The following is an 11,636-nucleotide window of genomic DNA, read 5'->3' as shown; positions in this document are numbered from 1 at the left end:
GGGCGGGGTTGTCCTCAGCGCAGGAACGCGGCGGCCACCCCCGCGTCCACGGGGATGTGCAGCCCCGTGGTGTGCGTCAGTTCGCCGCCGGTCAGCGCGAACACGGCGTTCGCCACGTGCTCGGGCAGCACCTCGCGCTTCAACAGCGTGCGCTGCGCGTAGTACTCGCCGAGCTTCTCCTCGGGAACGCCGTAGACCGCGGCCCGCTTGGCGCCCCAGCCGGCGGCGAAGATCCCCGAGCCGCGCACCACCCCGTCCGGGTTGATGCCGTTGACCCGGATCCCGTGCTGCCCCAGCTCGGCCGCCAACAGCCGCACCTGGTGCGCCTGGTCGGCCTTGGTCGCGCCGTAGGCGATGTTGTTGGGCCCGGCGAACACGCCGTTCTTGGAGGAGATGTAGACGATGTCACCGCCCAGCCCCTGCTCGATCATCACCCGGGCCGCCTCACGCGACACCAGGAACGAGCCGCGCGCCATGATGCCGTGCTGCCGGTCCCAGTCCTCCGTCGTCGTCTCCAGCAGCGGCTTGGAGATCGAGATGCCCGCGTTGTTGACCACCAGGTCGACTCCGCCGAAGGCCAGCACCGCGGCCTGGAACGCCGCCGCGATCTGCTCCTCCGAGGTGACGTCCACGGCCACCGCCGCGGCCCGGTCGGCGCCGCCCAGCTCCTTCGCGACGGTCTCGGCCGCCGCGGCGTCCCGGTCGGCCACCACCACGCAGGCGCCCTCGGCCACCAGCCGGTGCGCGATCGCCCGACCGATCCCCGAGCCGCCGCCCGTCACCAGCGCGATCCTGGTCGCCAGCGGCTTCGGCGGCGGCATCCGCCGCAGCTTGGCCTCCTCCAACTCCCAGTACTCGATCCGGAACTTCTCCGACTCCTCGATCGGCGCGTAGGACGAGACCGCCTCGGCGCCGCGCATCACGTTGATGGCGTTGACATAGAACTCGCCGGCCACCCGCGCCGTCTGCTTGTCCTTGCCGAAGGAGAACATGCCCACGCCGGGCACCAGCACGATCGCCGGGTCGGCGCCGCGCATCGCCGGCGAGTCGGCGGTCGCGTGCCGCTCGTAGTAGGCCCGGTACTCCTCCCGGTACTCCGCGTGCAGCTCCCGCAGCCGCGCCAGCGCCTCGTCGAGCGGCGCGTCGGCCGGCAGGTCGAGCACCAGCGGCCGCACCTTGGTGCGCAGGAAGTGGTCGGGGCAGGAGGTGCCGAGCGCGGCCAGCCGCGGGTGTTCCGCCCTGGCCAGGAAGTCGAGCACCACCTCGGAGTCCGTGAAGTGCCCGACCTGCGGCCGGTCGGCCGAGGCCAACGCCCTGATCGTCGGCGCCAGTTCGGCCGCCCGGGACAGCCGCACGTCCCCGGGCAGCGGTTCGAAGCCGGCGCGCACCGGGCCGAAGGGCTCGCTCCTGCCGCGCTCGGCGAGGAACGCCTCCGCGGTCCTGATGATGTACAGCGAGTTGCGCTCGCACTCCTCGCTGGTCTCGCCCCAGGCCGTGACGCCGTGGCCGCCGAGCACGCAGCCGACGGCCGCCGGATGGGCCTCCCGCACCGCCGCGATGTCCAGGCCGAGCTGGAAGCCGGGCCGCCGCCACGGCACCCAGACCACCCGGTCGCCGAAGCACTCCCGGGTGAGCTCCTCGCCGTCCGCGGCGCAGGCCAGCGCGATGCCGGAGTCCGGATGCAGGTGGTCCACGTGGGGTGCCCCGACCAGGCCGTGCATGGCCGTGTCGATGGACGGCGCCGCCCCGCCCCTGCCGTGCAGGCAGTAGTCGAACGCGGCGACCATCTCGTCCTCGCGCTCCACGCCCGGGTAGACGTCGCGCAGCGCGCGCAGCCGGTCGAGGCGCAGCGCGGCCAGGCCCTCGGCGCGCAGCGTGCCGAGGTCGCCGCCCGAGCCCTTCACCCACACCAGCTCGACGTCGCCGCCGGTCACCGGGTCGGTGGCGGCGCCCTTGGCCGAGGTGTTGCCGCCCGCGTAGTTGGTGTTCCGCGGGTCCGCGCCGAGCCGGTGCGAGCGGTCGAGCAGCGCCTCGACCGCCGGGTGGAGCCCGGCGCCCTTCTCCGATGGGTCGGTCATCGTCGTCACGCCCCCCAGCCGGCCTGCTGGCCGCCCACGCGCTCGGTCCTGATCCGTTCGGCCCAGCCGGAGGCCCGGAAGGCGGCGATCGGGTCGGGGGCGAGCCCCTGCTCCTCCCGCACCTCGGCCAGCAACGGCCGCACGTCGGTGTTGAAGGCGTCCATCAGCACCGCGTTGGCGCCGAGCACGTCACCCTCGGCCTGCGCGACGCCGAGCGCGTCCCGGTCCACCAGGAGCGCCTTGGCGGTGGCCTCCTGGACGTTCATCACCGAGCGGATGATCGCCTGGATCTTCGGCTCGATGTTGTGGCACTGGTCGAGCATGAAGGCCACGTCGGAGGTGAACCCACCGCCGCGCACCACCTCGTACATGATGCGGAACAGCTGGAACGGGTCCGCCGCGCCGACCATCAGGTCGTCGTCGGCGTAGAAGCGGGAGTTGAAGTCGAAGCCGCCCAGCTTCCCCTCCCGCAACAGCACCGCGACGATGAACTCGATGTTGGTGCCCGGCGCGTGGTGCCCGGTGTCCACCACGACCTCCGCCTTGGGACCGAGCCGCAGGCAGTGCGCGTAGGCGGTGCCCCAGTCCGGCACGTCGGTGCTGTAGAAGGCCGGCTCGAAGAACTTGTACTCGAGCAGCAGCCGCTGGTCGTCGCCGAGCCGCGCGTAGACGGCGTCCAGCGCCTCGGCGAGCCGGTCCTGGCGGGATCGGACGTCGTCCTGGCCCGGGTAGTTGGTGCCGTCCGCGAACCAGAGCTTCAGGTCGCGGGAGCCGGTGGCGTCCATGATGTCCACGCACTCGAGGAGGTGGTCGAGGGCCTTGCGGCGCACCGTGGCGTCCGGGTGGCAGACGCTGCCGAGCCGGTAGTCGTCGTCCTGGAAGGTGTTGGAGTTGATGGCGCCGATCCGGAGCCCCTGGTCCTCGGCATACCCCGCCAGCGCGGCGTAGTCGTCGACCCGGTCCCAGGGGATGTGCAGCGCGACGGTCGGCGCGACTCCGGTGTACCGGTGCACCTGCGCCGCGTCGTCCAACTTCTCGCGCGGGGTGCGCGGCACCCCCTCCTGCGCGAACACCTTGAAGCGGGTGCCGGAGTTTCCGTAGGCCCACGACGGGGTCTCGATTGACTGCGAGGTCAGTGCCGCCTTGACGGCGGATGGGGCGGTCATGCGATCAGGGCTCCCGGGGTGCGGACACCGAATATGAATCGTTTCACTAGGGCGACGCTAAGAGCGGTTGGCGATCGCTGTCAAGGGAGCGGGATCATGATCGGTGTGCCGTTCGCCGTTCGGTGGGCCGTCGGGGTTGAACTGGGGATCTTGACGCTCGGCGGCGGGGGTGGCTAGCTTGCCGGGGTTCGAGTGAATCCTTTCATTGAGTGAATCCCTCAGCCCCGCCGTCCGCGGCCGCGCCCGCGCCCCGTGGCCCGGGGCGACGGCGGAGAGGCGGGCGACCATGTCGCGGCGGGTGTGTTTTCTGCTCAAGGTCCGGGCGGACCGGATCGAGGAGTACCGGGAGCGGCACGCCGCCGTCTGGCCGGAGATGCTGGACGCGCTGTCCGCCGCCGGCTGGCACAACTACTCGCTCTTCCTGCGCGACGACGGGCTCCTGGTGGGGTATCTGGAGACCGACGACTTCGCCGCGGCGCAGGCGGCGATGGCCGCCACCGACGTCAACGCCCGCTGGCAGGCGGAGATGGCGGACTTCTTCGAGTCCCTGGACGGCTCCCGTCCCGACGAGGCCATGAAGCCGCTGACCGAGGTCTTCCATCTGGCCTGAGCACACGCACCGCGCACGGTCCGTACCATGGCCGGGCGGTGACTGGCGCGTAACGGAGATGAACGGGGCACGGCACATGGCGCACACGGTGGGGATCAAGGAAGTCGCCCGGCAGGCGGGGGTGTCGGTGGGCACGGTCTCCAACGTGATCAACCGCCCCCACATGGTCGCCGACGAGACCCGGGAGCGGGTCCAGAGTGCCATCGTCGAGCTCGGCTACGTGCGCAGCGAGTCGGCCCGTCAACTGCGGGCCGGCCAGAGCCGGATCATCGCCCTGCTGGTCCTCGACATGGCCAACCCGTTCTTCGTGGACGTGGCCTCGGGAGCCGAGCGGGTGGCCCGCGCCGCCACCCTCGGCGTGATGCTCTGCAACAGCGCGCAGAGCACGTCCGAGGAGTCCGACTACCTCTCGCTCTTCGCCGAGCAGCGGGTGCGCGGAGTGCTGGTCACCCCGGCCGACATGTCCGGCCGCAACCTGGCCGACTTCCGCCGCCACGGCATCCCGTTCGTGCTGGTCGACCGGGTGCTGCCGAGTGCCGAGGGCTGCTCGGTCTCGGTGGACGACGTGCTGGGCGGCACCCTCGCCGTGCGGCACCTGCTCGCGCGCGGCCACTCCTCGGTGGCCTACGTCAGCGGCCCGATGACACTCCAACAGTGCCAGGACCGCAAGGAGGGTGCGGAGGCCGCGCTCACCGAGGCCGGGCTGCCCGCCTCGGCGCTGCGTCACCTGGAGGCCGAGCGGCTCGACGTGGCGGCCGGGCGGGACGCGGGCGGGCGGCTGCTCGGGATGGCCGACCGCCCCACGGCGGTGTTCTGCGCCAACGACCTGCTGGCCCTCGGGGTCCTCCAGGCGCTGTTCGCGGCCGGGGTCCGGGTGCCCGACGAGGTCGCGCTCGTGGGCTACGACGACATCGAGTTCGCCGCGGCGGCGGCCGTCCCGTTGACGTCGGTACGTCAACCGGCCGTCCGGATGGGGCGGCAGGCCGCCGAACTGCTTCTCGAGGAGACGGGGGAGGAGGCGGGGCTCCACCGGCACCAGCGCATCGTCCTCGACCCGGAGCTGATCGTCCGCGAGTCCAGCCTGGCCGCGCGGGCGTGAGCCGCCCGCTCCGCACGTCGTGACCGCGTCGAACGGCGGCGCCGGCCGGGCCGCCGGCGGCGCCCCCCGCGCCGCACCGCACGGGACCGCACCGCACCGCATCGTCAGCCGGCGCCGGAGCCGAGAAGTCCGCGGATGCGGCCGCTGAGCCGTTGGAACTCCGGACTCTCCAGCGTCGGCTCGTACTCCCGGTGACCCGGAATGCCGATGGGGAACTCCTCGATGACGCGTCCCGGGCGCGGCCCCATGACGATGGCGCGGGAGCCCAGGTACACCGCCTCGGTCACCGAGTGCGTCACCAGCATGACCGTCATGCCGGTGGCCTCCCAGATCCGGCGCAGCTCGACGTTCATGTTCTCCCTGGTCAGCGCGTCGAGGGCGCCGAAGGGCTCGTCCATCAGCAGGAGGTCGGGCTCGTGCAGCAGGGCACGGCAGAGGGACACCCGCTGCTGCATCCCGCCGGAGAGTTCGAAGGGCATGGCCTTCTCGAAGCCGGTCAGGCCGGTTATCTCGATGAGTTCGTCGGCCCGCCTGCGTGCCCACGCCTTCGGCAGTCCGCGCATCTCGGCCTGGAACAGGATGTTGCCGCGGGCGTCGCGCCAGTCCAGGAGTGCCGCGCGTTGGAAGACGAACCCGACGTCGCGGCGCGGGCCCACCACGGGGGTGCCGCGGAGCGTCACCTGGCCGGCACTCGTCCGGGTCAGCCCGGCGACGACCCGCAGCAGGGTCGACTTCCCGCAGCCCGAGGGGCCCGCGATGCTGAGGAACTCGCCGGGCGCGATGGTCATGTCGATGCCGCTGAGCGCGTGTACCGTGCGGCTCCTGGTCCGGAAGGTGACGTCGACGCTCCGGACGGCGACCATGGCGCCCTCCGACGCGGGCACTCCGCCCGTGGTGCCGCTCTGGTCGCCGTCGAAGGTGCTGGCGAGCACGCTCACTCCCCTCCCGTGGTGAACGAGGCGTCGAAGTAGGCCTCCGTCTCCCTGGGTGCCTCGATGAGCCCCGCCTCGGCCAGCACCTCGATGGTCCCCCGCCAGTCCTCCTCGGCCGTGTGGCCGGGGGCCAGTCCCTCGGTGTTCTCCGTGGAGAGCAGCGACATCGTCTCCTGCCACTGGTTGAGGAGGACGTCCGCGTCGGGCAACTGCGGGTCCCCGTCGTCCATGGCGGCGACGGCGTCCTCGGGAGACTGCCGCGCGGCCTCGAACGCCTGCGAGGTGGCGGCCACCATCCGCTCGACCAGCTCGGGGTCGTCGGCGATGCGGGAGGTGTGGGCGATGAGGCCGTTGCTGAAGAAGTTCAGCCCGGCGTCGGTGTAGCGGAGGTAGGTGATCTCCCTGCCGCTCGTGTCCGAGAGCGCGGGGCCCTGGTCGTGGGCGAAGCCGATGAGGCCGTCGACCTGGCCGCTCAGCATCGCCGCGGTCTTGCCGGCGGAGTCGAGGTTCTGCTGCTGGACGTCGGACTCGGAAAGCCCGACCGCCTCCAGGTACATGGGGAAGGTGAGGGTGACGGCGTCACCGGCCGAGACGGCTATCGTCCGGCCGCTGAGGTCCGCGGGCTCCTCGATGCCGGTCTCGCTGAACACCTGGACCGCCGACGGGGTGGACTGGAGGAAGACGCCCACGGATCTCACGTCGACCCCGCCGTCGATGTTGGCCAGCACCGCGGGGGTGTCGGCCCAGCCGAAGTCGAAGTCCTGCTGACCGACGGCCTGCACGGTCCTGGCGGAGCCCTGCCCGGCCTCGATGGTGAGCGAGATCCCGTGCTCCTCGAAGATCCCCTCCGCCACGCCGTAGTAGAAGGGAGCGTGCTCGCCGTAGGGGTACCAGTTGAGTTGTAACGTGACCTCGTCGTCGCCGTTTCCCGACGTCTCCCCGCCACCTCCGCAGGCGACGAGGGCCAGGGCGCCGGCCCCGGCGACGAGGGCGGTCAGGGGGGAGCGCGCCGGCCTGAGGGATGTTCGACTGGTCATGAGGCATCCTTCGGTCAGAGGCGGTCGGTTGGGAGAGCGGTTCAGCGCCGGTTGCGGCGCGAGGCGTGCCACGGGATCAGGAACACCTCGGCGACCTGGATGACCGCGAAGAGCAGGATTCCGACGACGGACATGATGATGAGCGCGGCGAAGAGCATGGCCGTGTCGAGGTTGCCGTTGGCCTGGAGGATCACGTAGCCCAGGCCGGAGTTGGCGCCGACGAACTCACCGACGACCGCGCCGGTGACGGCCAGGGTCGCGGCGACCTTGAGGCCGGACAGCAGCTCGGGCAGCGCCGCCGGGAGGCGGACCTTCCAGAAGGTCCTGACGGGTGACGCCCCCATGGTGGAGGTGAGTTCGAGGAGTTCGGGGTCGACCGAACGCAGGCCGCTGATCCCGGAGATCACCACCGGGAAGAACGCCATGAGGACGGCCACGAGGATCTTCGGACTGGCGCCGAAGCCGAGCCACACCACGAACAGCGGCGCGATCGCGATCTTCGGGATCACCTGGGCGAAGAGAATGAGTGGGTAGAACGTCTTTTCCAGCGTGGACGAGTAGACCATCAGGACGGCGAAGAGAATGCCGACGACGCCGGCGATCGCGAACCCGGCGATGGTTTCCCCCATGGTGACGAGCGTGTGCTCCCACAGGTAGTCGGGGTAGTCGGCGAACGCTCGCCAGGTGTCTCCGGGTGAGGGGATGATGTAGGGCTCGACCAACTCGGTGGCGGTCACGAAGAACCACGTCACCACCAGTAACACGAGAAACGTCAGGGGGTAGACGGCGGCGATCGCCCCGCGCGAGGCACGACGCCTGCGGCCTGGCGCATCCTCGGTCAGCGGAACTGGTGGAACGGGTGAGGCGTATTGCGCCTGTTGAGTCATCTGAAACCTCACGTCGCGCTTCAGGAGACGGGGGTGAGAAGCCTCGCAATGCCGGATAGCGCTTTCCCCGGGATATTAAAGTTGGCGTAGGTGGAGGGGTCAATGCCTGTGCAAAGGGCGGGCCGAGGGAAGCGAGGGAGAGCGAGGGCGTCCCGCGGCGATCCCGACCCCGCGCGGAGGTGGCCGCGCCGGGAGTCGTCGGTGGCCGGCCGAGGTGGGGCTCCGCCGTTCGTGCGGCCCGACGTATTGACAGGATTCCGGGGAATCCCTAGTTTCCCCGGGGGCGAAAGCGCTTACCCGTCCCGCAAGCGAACGAAGATCCTTCCCGCGTCCACCATCGCCACCCCCACCGATCGGACGTCCCGGCGCGGAAGTCTCCGCGCCGCCCGCCTCTCCCGATGGTGCCTCCGTCACCCCTCCGGCTCGTCGGGCGGCGAGGGCGACGGCGCGTCCCCGCATCCAGGCCGAGGCTGCCCGCCGAGGACACACCCGCTTCCCCCGAGCCGCTCCGACGGTTTCCGGGAAGCGCTTCTTCTCCCTCTGGAAAACGACGTCCCCCCGGCGACTCCCGGAATTCGCCCCACGGCGTCGGCCCACGACATTCACGGAGATCCGCGCGGCACCGAATCCGCCTCCGAGCCGATCCCGACGACCGGCAGAACGCCTGCCGAACCGTAGCTCCCCGAGCCGTGTAAAGGAGTCAGTTCATGCGTGTGAGGCCACATCGCCATCCAGCGTTAGCCCTGGGGGCCGCCCTGGTCGCCGCGGTGATCCTGCCGGTGACCTCGGCCAACGCCTCCTCCGACGGCGACCTGCCGCCACAGGAGCCGGGTGTCACACTCCGCGCCTTCGACGTGGGATTCGAGCCGCAGCGGATCTGCGTCCTGACCGAGGGGCAGACACCGAACATCGATGTCCTGCGACCGACCGTCGACTGGGAGTCGGACGCGGACTTCGGAGGGATCGCGAACAACTTCATGGGGCACGTGATCGGGAACATCCACGTTCCCGAGGACGGCGTCTACGACTTCCGGGTCACCAGCGACGACGGCTCCCGGCTGTACCTCGACGGCGAGCAGATCATCGAGAACGACCAACGGCAGCCGCCGACGGCGGCCGACGGCCGGGCCGAACTGACCGCGGGGGCGCACGCCCTGCGCGTCGACTACTTCCAGGGCGCCTACGGCAAGGCGCTGCGCCTGGAGTGGCGGCCACCGGGGGAGGACGCGTTCGTGCTCGTACCCGAGTCGGTGCTGACCACCGACGCGGGCGTCACGCGTGTGACGTCGCCCGGGGTGAAGAGCTGCGCGGACGTCAACGCGAGCCCCGGGGACGGGGCGCCGCTGGCCGGAGTCCACCCGAACTACACGCTCACCGACCTGCGGCCCGAGGGATTCGAGCCGAAGGTCACCGGCATGGACTGGTTCGACGACGGCCGCATGGTCATCACCACCTGGGCCGGCAGGGAGAGCTTCGACGGCGCCGTGGAGATCGTGGAGGGCACCGTCGGGGAGGACGCCGACCCCGAGAACACCACCACCGAGGTCGTCGCGACCGACATGAACGAGCCGCAGGGCGTGCTCGTGGAGGACGGCGAGGTCATCGTCGCCGAGAAGCACCAGCTCAGCAGGCTGATCGACGCCGACGGCGACGGCTTCTACGAGGACAAGGCGGCCATCGCCACCTGGCCGAGCGGCGGCACGTACCACGAGTTCGGTTTCGGTCTCCTGGCCGACGAGGACCACTACTACCTGAACCTGTCGGTGGCCATCACCCCGGGCGGCAGGACCACGGTGCCCCAGCACGTGGAGAACCGCGGCACCTCGGTGCGGATCGACAAGGAGACCGGCGATCTCGAGTACGTCGCGGGTGGCCTGCGCACCCCGAACGGGATCGGCTGGGGCCCCGAGGGCGAGGTCTTCGTGACGGACAACCAGGGGGACTGGCTGCCGTCGTCGAAGCTGGTCGAGATCGAGCCGGGTGCCTTCTACAACCACTACACGACCCCGCCGGGTCCGTTCGACGACCAGCCGGTCACCGAGCCGGTGCTGTGGCTGCCACACGGCGAGATAGCGAACTCGCCGACGAATCCGGTCCAGGTCGAGCAGGGGGTGTTCGAGGGGCAGACGGTGTTCGGCGACGTCACCTACGGCGGCATCCAGCGGGCGTTCCTCGAGGAGGTCGACGGCCGGCGGCAGGGCGCGGTCTTCCGGATGACCCAGGGTCTCGAGTCCGGCGTCAGCCGCCTCGCCATCGGCCCGGACGGCTCGTTCTACGTCGGCGGCATCGGCGGCGGTGGCAACTGGCAGCAGCCGGGCAAGTTCCCCTACGGCCTCCAGAAGCTGACGCCCACGTCCGAGGACGCCATGGACATCCTGTCGATGGAGATCACCGAGACCGGGTTCGACCTCACCTACACCAAGCCGGTCTCCGCCGACGTGATCGAGAACGCCGTCGAACGGTACGAGGTGGAGCAGTGGACGTACACCCCGACCTCGCAGTACGGCGGCGAGAAGCAGCACGAGGAGGTCCTGTCCGTCGCCGACGCCTCGGTGTCCGACGACGGGCGCACGGTGAGCCTGGACATCCCCGGGCTGCGCGAGGACCGGGTCGTGCACGTGCGTTCGCCACGCCCGTTCGAGTCCGCCGACGGCACCGCGCTGTGGAGCACCGAGGCCTGGTACACCGTCCACACCATCCCGAACTACGTCGAGCCGCCCAACGAGCTCGGCATGTACGAGGCCGAGGACGGGGAACTGCGCGGTCGGGCCGACCTCGACGACGAGCACGGCAACCACACCGGGGACGGCTACGTCGACGGCTTCGACAACATCGGCGCCGAACTGACCTGGAACGTCGGGGTCGACGAGGCCGGGACCTACCCGGTGACCTTCCGGTACTCCAACGGGCCCAACCCGTACGTCGGCACCAAGACGATCTCGCTCGCCGTCAACGGTGAGGACCTGGGACAGATCGCGGTCGAGACGACCGGGACCTGGCAGACCTGGGCCGACCACGTCGAGCAACTCCCCCTGCGGGCGGGGACGAACACCATCACGGTCTCCGCCGGCGAGGACGACGACCGCCACGTGAACTGGGACCACCTGCGCGTCCAGCAGGAGCCCTGCGCCCCGGCCGAGCCCGACGAGGGCTACCGCACGTTGTTCGACGGCACCGAGGAGCGCTTCGCCGAGTGGGAGACGGCCGGCCCCGGTGGCTTCATCCTCCAGGCCGACTGCACGATGCGGTCCGTCGGCGGACTCGGGCTCATCACCCATCCCGACGAACTCACCGACTACCGGCTGAAGCTGGACTGGAAGATGGCCGGGGACGACAACTCCGGCGTGCACATCGGTGTCCCCGACCCCGCGGGCGACCCCGAGGCGCGCAACCAGGGCTTCGAGGTGCAGATCGACGCCACGGACGAGCCCGAGCGCACCACGGGCGCGATCTACAACTTCCAGGGCGCCGACATCGCGGCCCGGGACGCGGCGCTGAACCCGCCGGGCGAGTGGAACACGTACGAGATCGTGGTCGAGGACCTGAACGTCCGGGTCTACCTCAACGACGTGCTGATCAACGACTTCGACACCGAGGGCGCCGACCCCGACCGGGACCTCTCCTCGGGGCGCGTCGGCCTGCAGAACCACCACACCGGTTCCGACGTCTGGTTCCGCGACGTGCGGGTCATGGACCTGTGAGGGCGGCGCGGAGCGGGATCCCGGGGGCGTGAGGCGCGGGAGGGTGGACACACCGCGCGGTGTGTCCACCCTCCCGCAGGATGCGACCCAATGGTCTGTACCAGGGGCGGGTGCTCGGCCATACTG

General features: G+C 70.8%; 8 protein-coding genes. 3 read left to right on the top strand and 5 right to left on the bottom strand.

Annotation, left to right across the window (positions count from 1 at the left end; translation table 11 throughout):
• Positions 1-14 precede the first annotated feature (14 nt).
• Positions 15-2,078: a bifunctional aldolase/short-chain dehydrogenase gene (locus E1283_RS21835; protein ID WP_132819812.1), complete on the bottom strand. Its 2,064-nt coding sequence runs from the start codon at positions 2,076-2,078 to the stop codon at positions 15-17.
• Between the two features lie 5 nt (positions 2,079-2,083).
• The gene (gene rhaI / locus E1283_RS21830; protein WP_132819811.1) at positions 2,084-3,244 is read right to left on the bottom strand and encodes an L-rhamnose isomerase; all 1,161 of its coding nucleotides are present in this window, start codon (positions 3,242-3,244) and stop codon (positions 2,084-2,086) included.
• A 286-nt stretch (positions 3,245-3,530) separates the two neighbouring features.
• Here rhaI and E1283_RS21825 point away from each other — a divergent pair, with 286 nt between their 5' ends.
• Entirely contained in the window at positions 3,531-3,854 is a 324-nt protein-coding gene (locus E1283_RS21825; RefSeq protein ID WP_132819810.1) for an L-rhamnose mutarotase, read from the top strand.
• Positions 3,855-3,930: 76 nt separating this feature from the next.
• A complete protein-coding gene (locus E1283_RS21820; RefSeq protein WP_132819814.1) occupies positions 3,931-4,953 on the top strand; it encodes a LacI family DNA-binding transcriptional regulator in 1,023 nt (340 codons plus the stop codon).
• 104 nt (positions 4,954-5,057) lie between these two features.
• On the opposite strand, the gene E1283_RS21815 is transcribed toward E1283_RS21820, so the two are convergent.
• The 3 genes from E1283_RS21815 to E1283_RS21805 form a co-directional block, all read right to left on the bottom strand.
• Positions 5,058-5,816, bottom strand: a complete 759-nt coding sequence (locus E1283_RS21815) for an ABC transporter ATP-binding protein (protein WP_132819813.1) — start codon at positions 5,814-5,816, stop codon at positions 5,058-5,060.
• Positions 5,817-5,887: 71 nt separating this feature from the next.
• A complete protein-coding gene (locus E1283_RS21810; protein WP_132819809.1) occupies positions 5,888-6,922 on the bottom strand; it encodes an ABC transporter substrate-binding protein in 1,035 nt (344 codons plus the stop codon).
• 41 nt (positions 6,923-6,963) lie between these two features.
• Positions 6,964-7,809 carry an ABC transporter permease gene (locus E1283_RS21805; protein WP_132819808.1) on the bottom strand — a complete coding sequence of 282 codons (846 nt, stop codon included), beginning with the start codon at positions 7,807-7,809 and terminating at the stop codon, positions 6,964-6,966.
• Between the two features lie 707 nt (positions 7,810-8,516).
• Between E1283_RS21805 and E1283_RS21800 the strand changes: the two genes are divergently transcribed.
• Positions 8,517-11,510, top strand: coding sequence for a 3-keto-alpha-glucoside-1,2-lyase-like domain-containing protein (locus E1283_RS21800; protein WP_132819807.1), 2,994 nt, complete (start codon positions 8,517-8,519; stop codon positions 11,508-11,510).
• The last annotated feature ends 126 nt before the right edge of the window (positions 11,511-11,636 follow it).

This window comes from Streptomyces hainanensis (assembly GCF_004348415.1).
GTDB classification, from domain to species: domain Bacteria; phylum Actinomycetota; class Actinomycetes; order Streptomycetales; family Streptomycetaceae; genus Streptomyces; species Streptomyces hainanensis.
Note: the sequence above shows the minus strand (reverse complement) of the source record. Positions and strands in the feature narration are given on the sequence as shown.

Coding starts and splice junctions, on each gene's coding strand:
- rhaI (WP_132819811.1), bottom strand. CDS start 3,244: ATGACCGCCCCATCCGCCGTCAAGGCGGCACTGACCTCGCAGTCAATC.
- E1283_RS21835 (WP_132819812.1), bottom strand. CDS start 2,078: ATGACCGACCCATCGGAGAAGGGCGCCGGGCTCCACCCGGCGGTCGAG.
- E1283_RS21810 (WP_132819809.1), bottom strand. CDS start 6,922: ATGACCAGTCGAACATCCCTCAGGCCGGCGCGCTCCCCCCTGACCGCC.
- E1283_RS21805 (WP_132819808.1), bottom strand. CDS start 7,809: ATGACTCAACAGGCGCAATACGCCTCACCCGTTCCACCAGTTCCGCTG.
- E1283_RS21820 (WP_132819814.1), top strand. CDS start 3,931: ATGGCGCACACGGTGGGGATCAAGGAAGTCGCCCGGCAGGCGGGGGTG.
- E1283_RS21815 (WP_132819813.1), bottom strand. CDS start 5,816: ATGGTCGCCGTCCGGAGCGTCGACGTCACCTTCCGGACCAGGAGCCGC.
- E1283_RS21825 (WP_132819810.1), top strand. CDS start 3,531: ATGTCGCGGCGGGTGTGTTTTCTGCTCAAGGTCCGGGCGGACCGGATC.
- E1283_RS21800 (WP_132819807.1), top strand. CDS start 8,517: ATGCGTGTGAGGCCACATCGCCATCCAGCGTTAGCCCTGGGGGCCGCC.